The organism is Pseudomonas sp. fls2-241-R2A-110 (assembly GCF_030209165.1).
In the GTDB taxonomy this organism is placed as follows: Bacteria; Pseudomonadota; Gammaproteobacteria; order Pseudomonadales; family Pseudomonadaceae; genus Aquipseudomonas.
In genome coordinates this window covers 45,601-62,496 of the sequence record NZ_JARVSN010000003.1, presented here as the reverse complement: position 1 = coordinate 62,496, position 16,896 = coordinate 45,601, and the positions used below count along the sequence as shown (strand labels likewise).

At 60.2% G+C, this 16,896-nt stretch carries 11 protein-coding genes; 4 read left to right on the top strand and 7 right to left on the bottom strand.

Going from position 1 to position 16,896, the window contains the following annotated elements; genetic code table 11:
• Positions 1–26: 26 nt before the first annotated feature.
• From QRN31_RS01550 to QRN31_RS01540, 3 genes are all read right to left on the bottom strand, one after another.
• A complete protein-coding gene (locus tag QRN31_RS01550) occupies positions 27–1,697 on the bottom strand; it encodes an ATP-binding protein (RefSeq protein ID WP_285429729.1) in 1,671 nt (556 codons plus the stop codon).
• Entirely contained in the window at positions 1,694–3,196 is a 1,503-nt protein-coding gene (locus tag QRN31_RS01545) for an ATPase domain-containing protein (RefSeq protein ID WP_285429727.1), read from the bottom strand. The genes QRN31_RS01550 and QRN31_RS01545 overlap by 4 nt, the downstream gene beginning before the upstream one ends.
• A 138-nt stretch (positions 3,197–3,334) precedes the next feature.
• A complete protein-coding gene (locus QRN31_RS01540; protein WP_285429726.1) occupies positions 3,335–4,390 on the bottom strand; it encodes a tetratricopeptide repeat protein in 1,056 nt (351 codons plus the stop codon).
• 183 nt (positions 4,391–4,573) lie between these two features.
• Here QRN31_RS01540 and QRN31_RS01535 point away from each other — a divergent pair, with 183 nt between their 5' ends.
• From QRN31_RS01535 to QRN31_RS01525, 3 genes are read left to right on the top strand one after another with little or no spacing between them, the layout of a single operon-like run.
• A complete protein-coding gene (locus QRN31_RS01535) occupies positions 4,574–6,709 on the top strand; it encodes an FUSC family protein (protein ID WP_285429724.1) in 2,136 nt (711 codons plus the stop codon).
• Positions 6,699–6,899 carry a DUF1656 domain-containing protein gene (locus QRN31_RS01530; RefSeq protein WP_285429723.1) on the top strand — a complete coding sequence of 67 codons (201 nt, stop codon included), beginning with the start codon at positions 6,699–6,701 and terminating at the stop codon, positions 6,897–6,899. Before QRN31_RS01535 ends, QRN31_RS01530 begins: the two co-directional genes overlap by 11 nt.
• 4 nt (positions 6,900–6,903) lie before the next feature.
• The gene (locus QRN31_RS01525; protein WP_285429721.1) at positions 6,904–7,869 is read left to right on the top strand and encodes an HlyD family secretion protein; all 966 of its coding nucleotides are present in this window, start codon (positions 6,904–6,906) and stop codon (positions 7,867–7,869) included.
• 45 nt (positions 7,870–7,914) lie between these two features.
• Here QRN31_RS01525 and QRN31_RS01520 read toward each other — a convergent pair whose 3' ends face one another.
• The 4 genes from QRN31_RS01520 to mexE form a co-directional block, all read right to left on the bottom strand.
• Positions 7,915–9,354 carry an ArnT family glycosyltransferase gene (locus QRN31_RS01520; protein ID WP_285429719.1) on the bottom strand — a complete coding sequence of 480 codons (1,440 nt, stop codon included), beginning with the start codon at positions 9,352–9,354 and terminating at the stop codon, positions 7,915–7,917.
• Positions 9,355–9,706: 352 nt separating this feature from the next.
• Positions 9,707–11,128 carry an efflux transporter outer membrane subunit gene (locus tag QRN31_RS01515; protein WP_285429717.1) on the bottom strand — a complete coding sequence of 474 codons (1,422 nt, stop codon included), beginning with the start codon at positions 11,126–11,128 and terminating at the stop codon, positions 9,707–9,709.
• Entirely contained in the window at positions 11,125–14,316 is a 3,192-nt protein-coding gene (locus QRN31_RS01510) for an efflux RND transporter permease subunit (protein ID WP_090184262.1), read from the bottom strand. Before QRN31_RS01510 ends, QRN31_RS01515 begins: the two co-directional genes overlap by 4 nt.
• 15 nt (positions 14,317–14,331) lie before the next feature.
• Positions 14,332–15,585 carry a multidrug efflux RND transporter periplasmic adaptor subunit MexE gene (gene mexE, locus QRN31_RS01505; RefSeq protein ID WP_285429714.1) on the bottom strand — a complete coding sequence of 418 codons (1,254 nt, stop codon included), beginning with the start codon at positions 15,583–15,585 and terminating at the stop codon, positions 14,332–14,334.
• 351 nt (positions 15,586–15,936) lie between these two features.
• On the opposite strand from mexE, the gene QRN31_RS01500 reads away from it, so the two are divergent.
• Entirely contained in the window at positions 15,937–16,884 is a 948-nt protein-coding gene (locus tag QRN31_RS01500) for a GlxA family transcriptional regulator (RefSeq protein ID WP_285429713.1), read from the top strand.
• Positions 16,885–16,896: the final 12 nt, after the last annotated feature.

The following is a 16,896-nucleotide window of genomic DNA, read 5'->3' as shown; positions in this document are numbered from 1 at the left end:
CCCCGAAGCCCCGATCAGCGGGGCTTTCAGATTCTGATCATCTCGCGCACTTTGGCCGTCAGCAGGTCGAAGGTGAATGGCTTAGTGATCAGCTGCATGCCTGGGTCGAGAAACCCCCCACGCACCGCGGCATGTTCGGCGTAGCCGGTGATGAACAACACTTTTAGATCCGGCCGGTATTGGCGACCAATTTCCGCCAGTTGCCGGCCATTCATCCCCGGTAGCCCCACATCACTGATCAACAGGTCGATACGCTGGCCCGAATCCAGAATCGGCACCGCGCTGTCGGCATCGCCGGCTTCCACGAAGGCATAGCCCAATTCACTCAATACCGCGCTGACCAGCACGCGTACCGCCGGGTCATCCTCGACGATCAGCACTGTTTCACCTTCCAGGGCATGCGGCATGTGTGCGACATCGACCTGCGTGTCCTCATCCAGCTCGCCCCAGCAACGCGGCAGATACAGGCTCACCGTGGTGCCGTTGCCCACTTCACTCTGGATGGAGACGTGACCGCGAGACTGCTTGCTGAACCCGTAAATCATCGACAACCCCAACCCCGTTCCCTGGCCGATCGGCTTGGTCGTAAAAAACGGATCAAAGGCTCGGCTGATGGTGCTTTCCGGCATGCCACAACCGGTATCGGTGACTCGCAAGACAACGTAGTCACCGGGCTGCAGATTGCCATTGGCCTGCGCGACGGTCGTGTTCAGTTGCTGGTTGGAGGTGCTGACCACCAGTTTCCCGCCCGCGGGCATGGCATCACGGGCATTGAGCACCAGGTTGAGCAGGGCGCTTTCCAGTTGATTGGGATCGGCCTCGGCCACCCACAGGTTCTCGTCCAGCTGCATGTCCAGCTGAATGCTTTCGTTGAGGCTGCGTTGCAGCAGCTCACCCATGGACACCACGAGGGTGTTCATTTTCACCGGCTTGGAGTCCAGCGACTGACGCCGGGAAAACGCCAGCAGACGGTGGGTCAGGCCCGCCGCGCGGTTGGCGGATGTCACCCCAAGATCGATCAGGCCGTCCAGGTCTTCGGTGCGACCTCGCGCCAGGCGTCGGCGCAGCAGTTCAAGACTGCCGATGATACCGGTCAGCATGTTATTGAAGTCATGAGCGATGCCGCCGGTGAGTTGGCCGACCGCTTCCATTTTCTGCGATTGCCTGAGCGCTTCTTCATTGTGGCGCAATTGGGCAGTACGCTCTTCGACCTGTTGTTCGAGGGTTTCGAGCGTGGTTTGCAGGCGCAATTCGCTTTGAGTCAGGTCGATCATCCGGTCCCTGGCTTCGTACTGTCGTCGTCGCCCCCGCAGCGCCGTGGTGACCAGGCTGATCAACGTCACCGGATGAAACGGGCGCTCAAGGAAGGTCACGTTGCCGAGCTGCGGGCCGAATCGCGAAGCGGGATTCTGCTCGGGGCCACCGTGGTGGGTCAGCAGGACGATCGGCAAGTCCGACCAGGCCGGTTGTGCTTCGATCAGACGCAGCAGAGGGGCCAGGTCACACCCCAACAGCGCTTCCGAGGAAATCACCAGCAGGCCGGCGCCTCGTGCCAGTTCCTCGCACAATGTGATCAGGTCAGCGGCCACAAGGCCTTCGAATCCCGCCTCGTTAAGCATCATCAGCGCAATCTGGCTGTCGCGTCCCAGCGGCGCGAGAATGATCGCGCGCTCGGACTTAGCCTCGACACTATTCACGGTGCATCATCCTTGAGCAGCGGCTGGCTGGCGCCGAGGTAGGTCGGCACGCCACGTAATACACCCTGGAAAGCATCCAGCGGCTCTCCAATCGTCATGCCGCGGCTACCGATGCGGTATTCGCGAATGGTCGATTCGTGGCTGCCGGTACGTTTCTTGATGATCGAGATCGCCCGGCGAACCTTGCCCAGGGCTTCGAAGTAACGCAAAAGAATCACTGTGTCCGCCAGATAAGTAATGTCGACCGGTGCTTGCATGTCACCGACCAGACCATGCTGGGCCACGGTCATGAACGTTGCCGCGCCTCGGCGATTGAGGTAAAGCAGCAACTCATGCATGTGCAACACCAGCGCGTTTTCCTCGGGCATCGCAGCCTGATAGCCGTTGATGCTGTCAATCACCACGGTTTTGATTTGCTGCTCATCGACACAACGACGAACCCGGTGTGAGAACTCGCCCGGAGACAGCTCGGCGGCGTCGACTTGTTCGATCAGCAAGTTGCCGGTGTCTTGCAGGGCCTTTAAGTCGATGCCCATGTTTTTCATGCGCTCGAACAGCAGGCCCAGCTCTTCGTCGAAGATGAACAGCGCGGATTTTTCACCTCGCGCCACGGCGGCCGCGGCGAAGATCATCGAAATCAACGATTTGCCGGTACCGGCGGGGCCCAGAATCAGCGTACTGGAGCCGGTCTCGATGCCGCCGCCGAGCAGGGCGTCCATTTCCTTGATCCCGCTGGTCAACTGCTGGCGGGTGTATCCGCCGCGGTGCTCAGCCGCCACCAGGCGCGGAAACACATGCACGCCATCGCCCATGATGGTGAAGTCATGGAAACCGCCACGGTATTTCTGGCCACGGTATTTCACCACGCGGATCCGCCGCCGTTCCGCGCCATAATTGGGCGTCAGTTCTTCAAGGCGAATCACGCCGTGTGCAACGCTGTGCACGGTTTTATCGAGGGATTCGGTGGTCAGGTCATCAAGCAACACCACCGTGGCGTCGTAGCGCACGAAGTAGTGCTTGATGGCCAGAATCTGCCGGCGATAACGCAGGGAGCTCTGGGCCAGCAAACGGATTTCGGAAAGACTGTCGAGGACGACACGGGTCGGTTTGACGCGCTCGACCACTTCGAATATCTGCTTGGTGGCTTCACCCAGCTCAAGGTCGGAAGAGTAGAGCAGGCTCTGCTGATGCTCGGCATTGAGCAGGCTTTCAGGCGGTGTCAGCTCGAAAATGTGGATGTTCTCGTCCAGGTCCCAGCCGTGGGACAGCGCGCCCTGGCGTAGTTCGCGCTCAGTCTCCGACAGGGTGATGTACAACGAGCGCTCGCCGGCACGAGCGCCGGCCAGCAAAAAATGCAAAGCGACTGTGGTTTTGCCGGTTCCGGGTTCACCCTCCAGCAAAAACACATGACCTCGGGACAACCCACCGGCCAGGATGTCATCCAGACCCTCTATGCCGGTGGCGGCTTTTGCACTGAACAGCTCGTTAGATGTAGACAAAAAAAACCCTCTCATGACTAGGGGAAGCGAGGCAGCAGGCTTGAGGTGCCTGAATGGACTGCCTGATCACTTGACCTTTTGCCGTGGCGACGGTTCAACCTTTTGTGTTTGTCTGTGAGTGGAGGCGCATAAAAACGATTAGAGGCCTTGCTGCAACGCTGGGTCGTCCGGGTTAAGTTGTTCCAGCTGTGCCAGCAAAATCTGCACGTTCTGCAACTGGCCGCTTTCCTTCCAGTAATTGATCAGCAACACCCGTGCCTTGCGATCGGCCGGGTGGCGCTGGACGATCTCCTGCAACTGCTTTTGCGCAGCCTCCAGCTCTTGCTCGTCGTGCAAAGTGGTGGCCAGGTCGTAACGATAGTCTTTGTTGCCGGGCTCGAGCTCTACGGCTTTCGAGAGCCCTAGCAGTGCAAATTCACTTTGCCCGTGATGCAACAACCACAGGCCCAGGGCATGTTGAAGATAGGCGGAGTTGGGTTGTGCCTTTAACTGTTTCGCCAGTAATTGCTGGGCTGCATCGCTTTGGCCTTGCTTATCCAGTACTTCAATCTGCATGACCAATGCCGGCAGATTCGCCGGGTCCAGCTGCAAGGTGCGCTCCAGCGCCTGCTGCGCCTCTTTCAGTTCGGCGTTGTGCAGGTGCAGACGTGCCAGTTGGTATTGGGTTTCGGCGCTTTCGGGTTGGCTCTGCAGGACCCGTTCCCAGGCATCGATGGCTTGTTGCAGCGGTCCGAAATACAAGCCCAGGTCATCCGGCGACAAGCCCAGCAAGGCGTTGATGGCGGCAAAGCGCACACTTTGTTCGCTGTCCTCCAGCAACGGCCCGATCAACAGGCTGCGCTGCCCGTTGGGCACCAGCCCGCTGATGCTCCTGATCGCCGCCACGCGGACTTCGGGGGAAGGGTTTTGCAGGTCTGCATCGGCCAGTTTCAGGGCTAGCGGGCTCGGGTAGTTGGGCAATTCAGCGTGCAGCCAGATACGGCGCTTGGCCGACAGGTCGGGGCGAGCCAGTTGCTGATACAACACCCGCGCGGCGCCGGGTTGCCCGGCACGTGCCTGGGTCAGCGCCTCGCTATAGCCGCGCTTGATGGCCTCCGGCACGACCGGGACAGGCGTGCGCAGGAAGAACCAGGCAAGAACAATGGCGAGCAGGACACAAAGGCTGATGAGCGCGTAGCGGCGGGACTGGGGCATGCAGGAATCCGGGGGCTGGCAAGCTTGTGCAAAGCTGTCAGCTTCGGTCAGGTGGGGCTGTGAGTCAAACCCTGACTCGGTTCAATAACGACGATTTTGCCTACAGGTCGTGTCGACATTGAAACCCGTCGCGGCGCTGAAGCAGTGACTACGCTTGCTGGAGATAACTCCACGAGTATTTCAATGCAACCGTTTCTGCAGTACTTCAAAGCGATGCTCAACCCCGGGCCAGGGGTGCTGCTCTTCGCCTTGAGAACCATCACGGCCGGGTTGCTGACGCTGTACCTGGCCTTTCTGTTCGACCTTGACCAGCCCAAGTGGTCAATCATGGCGGTGGTCATCGTCAGCCAGCCATTGGGTGGCATGGCCCTGGCCCGCAGTTTCGGCCAAGTCATCGGCACCACCCTGGGCGCGGCCGTTGCGGTGTTGATCATGGCGATCTTTCCGCAGGCGCCGTTGCCTTTCATCATCACGTTGGGGTTGTGGCTGGCGTTGTGCACGGCTGGCGGCACTTTATTGCGCTACACCAGCTCCCAGGCATTTGTGCTGAGCGGTTACACGGCGGTGGTGGTCGCCTTGCTGGCGGTGCCTGATCAGGACGGTACATTCCTGCTGGCCGTCACTCGTGTCACCGAGACGCTGCTGGCGGTCGCCTGTGTCTGCGTCGTCAGCCTCCTGACTGCGCGCCCGGAGGCCGTGGCCCGGGACTACTTTGCCAAGATCGATCAAGTCATCAAGCTGCTGGCGATCCACGCTGCTGCCGTCATCCGCACCGAGGAAAGCGAGGCGGACTTTCATCGGCGGCAGATGCAATTGCTTGGCGCGATCAGCGCGCTGGAAGGGGTTCGCCGGCATCTGTATTTCGATGCGCCACGCCTGCGCAGCGCCAACGAGCTGGTGCAGTTGCTGGGCAATCAACTGGTGCTGCTGACCTCGCGCCTGACAGCGCTGCGCCACCAACGGGAATTGCTGACCGAGCGCTGGGAAGGCGCGTTGCCGCTGGAAATTCAGCATCTGCGCGCCGAAGAGCTGGCCTTTCTTGATGATCTGGCGGTGCAAGGGCGCTCGTTGTCGGCCGACGCTCGACATCATTTCGCAGCCTTGCAACAGCGTTTCGATGACCAGGCCTATAAGGCCGAGCAACTTACCGAAGCGATGCCGGCCACGCTGCGGTCACTGGCTTGGGCGCTGCGCTGGGAACAAGCGCGGATGCTGGAACAACTGGGGCAAATCCTGGAGCTGAGCGACGCGATCCAGGAGGGACGGCAAGCCAGTTGCGTGTTCCGCGGTCAGGACAATCCGCTGCACCTGGACTTCACTTTGGCGGCAATGAACGCCATCCGCGCATTCAGCGCCTTGATGGTCGCCGGCCTGATCTGGATCGAGACCGCGTGGGACGGCGCTCGTGGCGGGATGATCGTGGTCGGGATTCTCTGCTCGTTGATGGCGACGTTCCCACGGCCATTGCTGGCCAGCCAAAGCTTCGCCCGGGGGCTGGCGCTGGCCTTGGTGGTGTCGGCCTTGTACCTGTTCTTGCTGGTTCCAATGATCAGCGACTTCGAGTTGCTTGCCTTGTTATTGGCTCCGTTGCTCTATGCCGTCGCGGTGGGGTTGTCCAGTCCGCAAACCACCGGCACGGGCATCGGACTGGGGCTGACCACGATGTTGTTGCTGGGCCCGCAAAACGTAGGCGTTGGCCAAAACACTGCGATTGCGTGGTTCGAGTTCGCCGGTGCGTATATCTGCGCCGCCACGCTGGCATTGAGTGTCTATGCCTTGATCTTTCCGTTCAGGCCCGTTCTGCGGATTCGCCGACTGTTCAAGGAGAACTGTGAGCAGGTCTACGCTTTACTGAAGACACCGGTGACAGATGAACAGCAGTTTGCCTTTGAAAGTCGCATGGTCGATCGCCTGACGATGATGTTGGGGCTGTTGCCAGCGGCACAGGACGAAAAATCCAGCGAGCTGTTCGAGGTCAGCCTGGGGTGCATGGCCCTGGGTGTGGCGTTGAATCAGCTCAGGCAACAGGGGCAAGGCAACACGCTACTCAGTACCGAACAACAAAATCGCCTGATGGCCGCCGTCCGTGAGACAGGGCGATTGATCGCAGGGCGGCCCGGAATCGACGTCAATCCGCTGCTTGCCAACCTGCATGCCCTGGGCGACGAAATGGACGACCTGCAGCGGGTGGTTCATGAGCACCTGTGGTCGGTGTTCAGGATGCGCGTGGCGCTCCTGATCGTGGTGTCGTTTCTGGAGCGGCATCGCCAACACTTTCTACCTGCCGAACCCAAAGGAGTGCCGGCCCTTGCCCATTGATCTGGAAATAGGAGGCGTGTACCTGCCGCCGATCGCCCAGGCCCTGTTGCTGGCGTTGCCGATTTTCCTGCTGCTGGACTGGATCCTGCGCCGTCTCGGTGTGCTGCGTTTCGTCTGGCATGAAGCCCTGTTCGAGGGCGCGTTATACGCCTGTGTATGCGCCACCCTGATTCTGGTGATGGGAGCCTGATGCCTTGAAGAAGATCTTCGCCCGACTGACGACGGTTGTATTGGTGGTGCTGGCCTTTGTCCTCGGTTGGTACGCCTGGGAACATTACACTCGCGCACCCTGGACCCGTGATGCTCGGGTTCGCGCGGACGTGGTGACCTTGTCCGCCGATGTCTCGGGGCGCATCGTCAGCCTGACGGTGCACGACAACCAGCATGTCGATAAAGGCCAGCTGTTGCTGGAGATTGACCCGGCCCGCTACAGGCTGGCGGTGGAGCATGCCAAGCGTTCGGTGGAAGTGGCGAAAGCCTCTTTAGGGCAATCCGAAGCGACCATTGTTTCCAGCCAGGCGCTGCTCAGGCAGCGTCAGAGCGAAGAGCACCGGCGTCGCACACTCAAGGACCGTGCGGCGATCTCTGGCGAGGAGTGGGAAAAGTCCAGCACGGATGTGGCCGTGGCGCAGGCTGAATTGCTGCGCAACCAGGCCAACCTCGGTTTGGCCCAGGCTAATGTGCAACTGGCCATCGCCGCATTGACCCAGGCTGAACTCGACTTGCAGCGCACCCGGGTCGAAGCGCCCGTCAGCGGTTACGTGACGAATCTGCTCACCCGACAGGGTGACTATGCCGCTGCGGGTGGCGCGTTGTTGGCGTTGGTTGATAGCGACTCGTTTTATGTCAGCGGCTACTTCGAAGAAACCAAGTTGCCGCGAATAGAGGAGGGCGATCGCGTCAGGATCGAGTTGATGAGCGGCGAGACGTTCGGCGGCACCGTCCAAAGCATTGCCTTTGCCATCGCCGACCGGGAGAACCTGCCCGGCGGACGATTGCTGGCAAACATCAACCCCAGTTACACCTGGGTCAAACTGGCGCAACGGGTGCCGGTGAGAATTCAGATAGACGCCGACTATGTCGCCAAAAATCGCCTGCGTGCCGGGACCACGGCCACCGTGACCGTCATGGAAGACCACAAATCTCAAGACCAACCCTAGTCTTCCCACAGTGGATGGTGGTGCATAAGTACTCGGTGGACTTTTTTATTGCCCGACGAAGTAGTAATGCTGTTCCCCGACCTTCATGGATTTGAGCAGTTTCAAGGGCGCGGGTGGTTCTGCATCGGCCGCCATGACCGCTACATTGGAGGGCGACGCTGTCAGAAACTCATGTAGCTGCGCCTCGGTATCCAATCCTTTGAGCACGCGGTGGGTATAGAACACGCTGGCGCCGCCCAGGCGTTCGTTGGCTTGATACAGTGCGACTTGTTGACCGTTGGCTTGCAGGGTCTGGATGTGCTCGGTCAGTGGCAGGAACGACAATGTGCGGTCGGCGTGGGGTAGCGCCCATTGTGCGGCGGCGAGGTAGCCGCCGATCACCACCGCCAGCGTGCCAAACGCGACGCTGCGGCGATGGCGGGTAACGCTGGCTGCCAGGGTGGAGACGTTTTGTCGAGCCTTCAGTTTGGCGTAAAGGACGCTCGCGTACTCGGCAGCGATGACGGCCGCCGCCGGCGTCATCGACATCAGGTACACCGTGCGTTTACTTGAAGCCAACGTCAGCATGAAGAACTGCGCCAGTATCCATAGGGTGAAGAACAACAGGTAACGATTGGCCATCAGGCTTTTGCGGAAATGCCACAACCCCAGGTACACCAGAATGTTCCAGGGCAAAAACGCCTCGGGCAGTTTGGCCAGGTAGTAGTAGAACGGTTCGTAATGACCGGCTTCCACGAAGGAGCCACTGAAGCGTCCGACGCTATTGGTCAGCAGCACTTGCGTCACGGCCTGGATGCCGCCGCGTTGATACAGCAGCGCCAGCCAGATCATCAAGGGCAGCAATCCCAGCAGTGTCAGCAGGCCCGGACGTAGCCAGTGCGAGAGGCAAAGGCGCTTGTCCATCAGGCTTTCGGCCAGCAAAAAGGCGAAGATCACCACCCCTGGCATCGCCAGTCCCAGAATGCCTTTGCTCAAGGTGGCGATGGAGATGCCCAGGGCAAACAACAACGCGTTGCCGGGACTCGATTGTCGATGTCCCTGGAAGAACGCCAGCAGCGCCAGCGTCACGCCGAGGGCGAGCAACGCGTCTTCGCCGACGCCACGCACATTGCTCCAGTAACTGGCCATGGTTGCCAACAGCAATGCCGCGGTCCAGGCCAGGGCTGTTGGCCGGCCGAAGCGTCGCAGCATCGCGAACAACAGCATCACGCTGAGCAAACCGGCACAGGCCGAGGTCAGGCGTACCGCCCACGGCGTGCCGCCGAATGCGCCGATCGCCCCGGCGTCGAGCCACAGGCTCAGGGGTGGTTTTTCCAGGAAGGGTTCACCGAACAAGCGAGGCGTCACCCAGTCGTTGTCCAGGTGCATTTCCATGGCAATGCCGGCGACCCGCGCCTCGGTGGAACCTTGCAGTTGGTGATTGCCCAGGGCGAAGAAAAACAGCAGCACGGCGAGCAAAAACAGTGAGGAAGTAGAGCGCGACATGGGCTTTCGGAGACCGGGGAGGGGGTGCGGGCCCGAAGCATACGAAGCGAATCCTTAACAAAACGTGAACGAGGTGTGAAAGCTTAGGAAAACTGGAGACAAAGGCCTGTTGTGCCAGGCGCGAGCGGATTTTTTCGGCCGTGTAGTGATCGTCGGGCCGAACCGGCGACCACGGGTCGAGGTGAGCCTGGTTGCGCGGGTAGAAGTCGGCAGGGAGAGGATTGTCATTGGGTGCTCCGGATTACGGTTGACGATGACCCATCTACAGGCAAAAAAAAGCCCCGTGACCGAATGAGGCACGGGGCTAAAAAACTGGCTGGTTGCGACCAACCAAAAGGAGCGCTTTAAAACATTACTTGCTGGCCACCGTCTCGGGTTGCCAGCCTCCGCCAAGGGCTTTGTAAATCGCGACAATGCCGCGATACAAATCAGTTTCGGCCAGCGCCTGGGTATCTTCTGCCGCCAGACGCTCACGCTGGGCATCCAGCAGGACGAGGAAGTCCACGGTGCCTTCGCGGTAGCGAATTTCGGCCAGGTCCGCGGCGGCACGGCTCGCTTCGCTTTGACGAATCAGCGAGATCAAGCGTTGCTGGCGTTTGCCATAGTCGCTGAATGCGTTTTCCGACTCTTCCAGGGCCAGCAGCACTTGCTGCTCGTAGGTGGCCAGCGCGCCTTCGGCATTGGCATCGGCGGCGCGCAAACGTGCCCGCACGCTGCCCAGGTCAAATGCCGCCCAAGTAATGCTTGGGCCCAGTGCCCAGGCATTGGCGGCCGAGGAACCGATTTGCGAACCACGCCCGGCGGTAAAGCCAAGGAAGCCGCTGAGACTGACCTGAGGGAACAAGTCGGCCTTGGCCACGCCGATACGGGCCGTGGCGGAGGCCAGTTTGCGTTCGGCGCTGCGGATGTCCGGACGACGTTGCAGCAATTCGCCGGGATCACCGATCGGTAAAGCCTTGGCGATGGCCGGCAAGCTCTTTGGACTCAGATCGACGGTCAATTTGTCCGGACGCTCACCCAACAGGGTGGCGATACGGTTTTTCTGCCGAACCTGTTCAGCCTGCAACTGAGGCACGCTGGCTTCGACCGAGGCGAGGCGTGCATCGGCACGCTCCACGTCCAGTTGGTCGCCGACGCCGGCATCGCGCAGGCTTTCAGTGATCTTGCGCGACTCCTGCTGGTTGTTCAGGTTGGCCAGGGCGATCTTTTCACGCAGTTGCGCACCGCGCAGTTGGCCATAGGAATCCACCAGTTCGGCAATCATGCTGACTTGCAGTTGGTACAGATCGGCTTCAAGCGCTTGCTGTTCGGCGTCGGCCGATTCCAGGTTGCGCTGGATACGGCCAAACAGATCGATCTCCCAGGCCATGTCCAGGCCCAGGTCGTAGCGTTCGCTGTTGACCCGTTGGTTGGTCTGGCCCGGAATCTGTCCCTTGGCCAGGTCGCTGCTGGCGCGGCTGGTAACGGTCGGCATGGCGTCATTGCTGACGTCATCACGAATCGCCCGGGCGGCTTTCCAGCGGGCGAAGGCCACCCGCAAATCACGGTTGCCTTGCAGCGACTGAGTCACCAACTGATTGAGCGTCGGGTCTTCGAACTGCTGCCACCAGATGCCTTCGAAGCGCGAGCGGTCGAAGTTCTTCTGACCGGCAGCGCCATCGGTGGCGGTGGTGATATTGGCCGGTTCAGTGGCTGGGGTCTTGTAGTCCGGGCCGACGGCACAGGCACTCAGGGCCAGTACCAGCAGGCTCGGCAGGAAGGCTTTCAGGCTCATTGTTGCGCCTCCAGTTGCTTTTGATGATTCAGCGCCTTGGCCGCTTTGCGCGCTTCACCGCGCTCCACAAAGTTACGAATCAGTACGTAGAACACAGGCGTCAGCAACAGGCCGAAGAAGGTCACCCCGAGCATCCCGGAGAACACCGCCACACCCATGGCGTGGCGCATTTCGGCACCGGCACCGCTGGAGAAGACCAGAGGCACCACGCCCATGATGAACGCGAAGGAGGTCATCAGGATCGGACGCAGACGCAGACGGCAAGCTTCCAGAACCGCCGCCAGCGGGTTGAGGCCTTCCTGCTGTTTATCCTTGGCAAACTCGACGATCAGAATCGCGTTCTTACAGGCAAGCCCTACCAGTACGATCAAACCGATCTGGGTGAAGATGTTGTTGTCGCCACCCGAGGCGATCACACCGGTAATGGCCGACAGCAAGGTCATCGGTACGATCAGGATCACCGCCAGTGGCAGGCTCCAGCTTTCGTACTGTGCGGCGAGCACCAGGAACGCCAGCAAGACGCAGAGCGGGAACACGAACAACGCGGTGTTGCCGGACAGAATCTGCTGGTAGGTCAAGTCGGTCCATTCGTAGGTCATGCCGTTAGGAAGTTCATCCTTGAGCAGTTTCTCGATGGCCGCCTGAGCCTGGCCGGAGCTGTAGCCTGGGGCTGCCGCGCCGTTGATTTCAGCGGTGATGAAGCCGTTGTAGTGCATCACGCGGTCCGGCCCCGAGGTGTCGCTGACCTTGATGAAGGTCGCCAGCGGGATCATCTCGCCTTTGTTGTTGCGCACTTTGAGTTGACCGATCTGGTCCGGCTCGAGACGGAACTGCTGTTCAGCCTGAACGTTGACCTGATATGTCCGACCGAAGCGGTTGAAGTCGTTGGCATACAGCGAACCCAGGTAGATCTGCAGGGTGTCGAAGATGTCGCTGACGGCCACGCCGTGGGTCTTGGCTTTCTCGCGGTCGATAGCAGCATCGACCTGCGGCACGTTCACGGTGTAGCTGGTGAACAGGGCGGCCAGTTCCGGCACGTTGTGGCTTTTGGTGATGATGTTCATGGTTTCTTTGTACAGCTCGTCGTAGCCGAGGTTGCCCTTGTCTTCGATCTGCAGGCGGAAACCACCGATGGTGCCTAGACCCTGTACTGGCGGCGGCGGGAAGATCGCCATGTAGGCTTCCTGAATCCCGGCAAACTGACCATTCAAGGCTCCGGCAATCGCACCGGCGGACATGCTCGGGTCTTTACGCTCGTCGAACGGTTTCAGGGTCACGAACACGATGCCGGCGTTAGGACTGTTGGTGAAGCCGTTGATCGACAGGCCCGGGAACGCCACGGCGCTTTCCACTCCTGGCTGTTTCAGGGCCAGGTCGGACATGCGTTTGATCACGTCTTCGGTACGGTCCAGGCTTGCCGCATCCGGCAGTTGCGCGAAGGCCACCAGGTATTGTTTGTCCTGGCCGGGTACGAAGCCGGTCGGGGTGTGGGCGAAACCGAAGAAGGTCAGCACCATCAGGCCTGCGTACAACAGCAGTGCAATACCGCTGCTGCGGATAACCCGAGCTACGGTGCCGACATAGCCATGGCTGGCGCGTTCGAAGAACCGGTTGAAGGGACGGAACAGCCAACCGCCCAATAGTTTATCAAGCACTTTGGTAAAGCGATCTTTCGGTGCACTGTGGCTCTTGAGCAGCACGGCGGCCAGGGCAGGGGACAGCGTCAGCGAGTTGAACGCCGAGATCACGGTCGAGATGGCAATGGTCAGGGCAAACTGTTTATAGAACTGGCCGGTGAGTCCGGAAATGAACGCCGCCGGGATAAACACCGCACACAGCACCAGCGCCGTCGCAATGATCGGCCCGGTCACCTCTCGCATAGCTTTCTTGGTGGCTTCTACGGGCGTTTCTCCCAGCTCGATGTGCCTCTCCACGTTCTCCACCACCACGATGGCGTCGTCCACCACGATACCGATGGCCAGTACCAGTCCGAACAGCGACAGCGCATTCAGCGAGAAGCCGAACAGGTGCATCACGGCAAACGTACCGATCAGCGAAACCGGCACCGCCACCAACGGAATGATCGAGGCGCGCCAGGTTTGCAGGAACAAAATCACTACCAGTACAACGAGGATCAGTGCTTCGAAGAGGGTGTGGACCACCGCCTCGATGGAACCGCGCACGAAGATCGTCGGGTCATAGACGATGCTGAAGTCCATGCCTTCCGGGAAGTTCTTCTTCAGTTCGGCCATCTTGTCGCGAACTTCGTTGGAGATCTCGATCGCGTTCGAACCCGGACGCTGGAAGATCGGGATCGCTACCGCCGGCTGGTTGTTCAGCAAGGAGCGGAGGGCGTATTGGCTGGAACCCAGTTCAACGCGAGCGATGTCTTTGAGGCGGGTGATCTCACCGTTATCGCCGGAGCGAATGATGATGTTCTCGAACTCTTCTTCAGAAACCAGACGGCCCTGGGTGTTGACCGACAGCTGGAAAGCAGTGGCATTCGGCGCAGGCGGCGCGCCCAGTGCACCGGCGGCCACTTGACGGTTCTGCTCGCGGATCGCCGTCACGACATCGGTCGCAGTCAGGTTGCGCGAAGCGGTCTTGTTCGGATCGAGCCATACCCGCAGGGAGTAATCGCCCATGCCGAACAGTTGCACGTCACCGACACCGCCCAGACGCGCCAGCTCATCCTTGATGTTGAGCAAGGCGTAGTTGGACAGGTAGAGCATGTCGTAGCGTTTGTCCGGCGAGGTCAAGTGCACCACCATCGTCAGGTCCGGAGAGGCCTTGTCGACGGTGATACCGATGCGCGTCACTTCTTCTGGAAGCTTGGGCTCGGTGCGGGTCACGCGGTTCTGCACCTGGACCTGTGCGTTGTCCAGGTCAGTGCCCAGCGCAAAGGTGATGGTCAGGGTGATCTTGCCGTCAGCGGTGGATTGCGAGGACATGTACAGCATGTTCTCGACGCCGGTAATGGCTTGCTCAAGCGGAGCTGCCACGGTTTCACCGATGACTTTTGGGTTGGCGCCCGGGAAGTTGGCACGAACCACCACCGTTGGTGGCACCACTTCCGGGTATTCGCTGATCGGCAACTGGAACAGCGAGATGGCGCCGGCGATCAGGATCAGCAGCGAGAGCACCGCTGCAAAGATCGGCCGTGAAATGAAGAATTGGGAAAAATTCATCGGAGTTGTCGTCCCTTAACCGCGTGGAGTCGCAGCAGCCAGTTTCACAACCGAACCCGGCGCGACCTTGGCAGGTGCGACTTGGGGCAGGTTGCTGGCTTCCAGCGCTTGTCGTTGTTGTGCGAGTGCCGCGAGGGTTTGTTCACTGGCCATCGGGATCACTTCGGGGGTGACCGGCGAGCCAGGGCGAACCCGTTGCAGACCCTTGACGATGACGGTGTCATCCTTGTTCAGGCCGCTGCGCACGATGCGCAAGCCTTCGATCTTCGGACCGAGCTCGACCGCGCGATAGGCTGTCTTGTTGTCGGCATCCATCACCAGCACGAATTTTTTACCGAGATCGGTACCGACCGCTTCATCGTTGATCAGCACGGCGGAGTAGGTGCCGCTGCCGACCAGTTTCAGACGGGCATAAAGGCCCGGGGTGTAGGTGCCGTCGGTGTTGTCGAATACGGCGCGACCGCGGATGGTGCCGGTTTTCGGGTTGACCTGGTTGTCGACGAAGTTCATCACGCCCTGGTGCGGGTTGCCGTCTTCGTTGGACAGGCCGAGGTAAACCGGAGTGGTTGCACCGCGTTTGCCCTGGCGAGCGAGCTGGGTGTATTTGAGGAACACACGTTCGTCAGCGTCGAAGTAGGCGTAGACCTTGTCGGTGGAAACGACACTGGTCAGCGCGGTGGTGTCAGCGGTGACCAGGTTGCCGGCGGTGATTTCCGCACGGCTGACGCGACCGCTGATAGGCGCGGTGACGCGGGTGAAACTCAGGTTCAGTTTGGCCAGATCCAGTTGCGCCTGAAGGGCGCCGACGGCGGCGCGGGCTTCTTGTGCGGCACTGGTGCGCGAGTCGGCGAGTTCGGCGGAGATCGCGTTGCTGGTACGCAGGCGTTCGCCACGCTGGGCTTCGTTGTCGCTGCGGTTGGCATTGGCGCGGGCCTGGGCAACCAGGGCTTCGAGGCGGCGGACTTCAGCCTGGAACGGACGCGGGTCGATCTGGAACAGCAAGTCGCCTTTCTTGACCAGTGCGCCTTCAGTGAAGGCCACTTCATCAATCTGGCCCGAGACCCGTGGACGAATTTCTACGGTTTCAGGCGCTTCGAGGCGCCCGGTGAATTCGTCCCACTCATTGACCGGTTGTTCCAGCACCTTGGCGACGCTGACTTTTGCCGCCGGCATGGTAGCGGCAGACTGCGGGGCCTTGCCGCACGCGCTCATCACCAGTACGGCCAGCAAGGCCAACGGGAAGCGCAAATGTTTGAGTGACTGTTCCATGGATGCATCCGCCAATGTATTGAGAATGGACGGATGATGCTCGGGGGAGGGTGTATCTCACGAATCGAATGAACCAAAGGTAACTATCATTCGGAATGATATAAGACTGAGTCGAGCCCTCTAGCATGCGCCTTCGGTTAGAAAGCGATCAATCGGGTTGATAGCAATTGTGTGTTGCCTGAACTGCAAAGGTCCAAGCCAGGGCCGCAACCGCAGTAATGTCTATGGCCACTGGTTGACCTTTAGCCCCCAAGTGGTAGCGACGAACACTTTGGGGTCGATTTTTGACACTTCTGCATGGACCGTGTTGCCGACAATTGGTGCCTGACAATCTCGAATCGGAGCGCCGACATGCTGACACTGACTGAACCTTGCCGGCAACAACCGCCAGCGCTGCGCATCGGCTTCTGGTTGCTGGAAGACTTTGACCTGTATGCGCTGGCCAATGCACTGGAACCTTTACGCCTGGCCAACCAAGTGGACGGACGCAGCGTCTGCCAATGGCAGATTGTCAGCCTGGAGGGCGGGAATCTGAACGCCAGCAACGGCATTGCCACCGCCACCACCCGACTGGATCAGGCACACCCACTGGATGTGTTGATCCTGTGTGGTGGCGACAACCCGGACACTCCAGCGCAGTCTCAAGAACTGCGCCAGCAGTTGCACCACTGGGCCGCGCAGCCCGTGGGCCTGGGCGCATTGGGCAAGGCTGGTTGGCTGCTGGCGCAGATCGGCGCGCTGGACGGTTTTCGGTGCAGCCTGCCTGAACCCGGGCCTTCACCGTCGTTTTGCGCTTCCAGCGATTTGAGCCCGGTAGCCGCCCCATTTTGTGTCGACCGCCAGCGACTGACGTGTGTCGGACCGCAAGCCGTTCAAGGGTTGATGCACGAACTGCTGGCCCGGTCTCACGGTCGCGGCTTGGTACTGCGGATGGAAAAACACACAGCCCGTCAGGCCAGGCCTCTGCAATCGGTGCACAACGCGCCAGCGAAACTTCAGGCGACCCTGGCGTTGATGAATGATCACCTGACCCGCACATTGGCTATCGACGAACTGGCCGAGGCCATGGGTATTTCCCGCCGGCACCTGGAGCGCCTGTTCAAACGCAGCCTGGGATGTTCGCCGTCCCGGCACTATCTGGACCTGCGCTTGCAACGGGCACGTCAGTTACTGCAGACCAGTCAACATCCCATGACAGATATCGCTCAGCAGTGCGGATTTGTTTCGCTGCAGCACTTCTTCCGCTGCTACCGCCAATACTTTGGTGCGCACGCGCGCGATCATGTGGAAGCGGGATAACCCGCAGTGAGG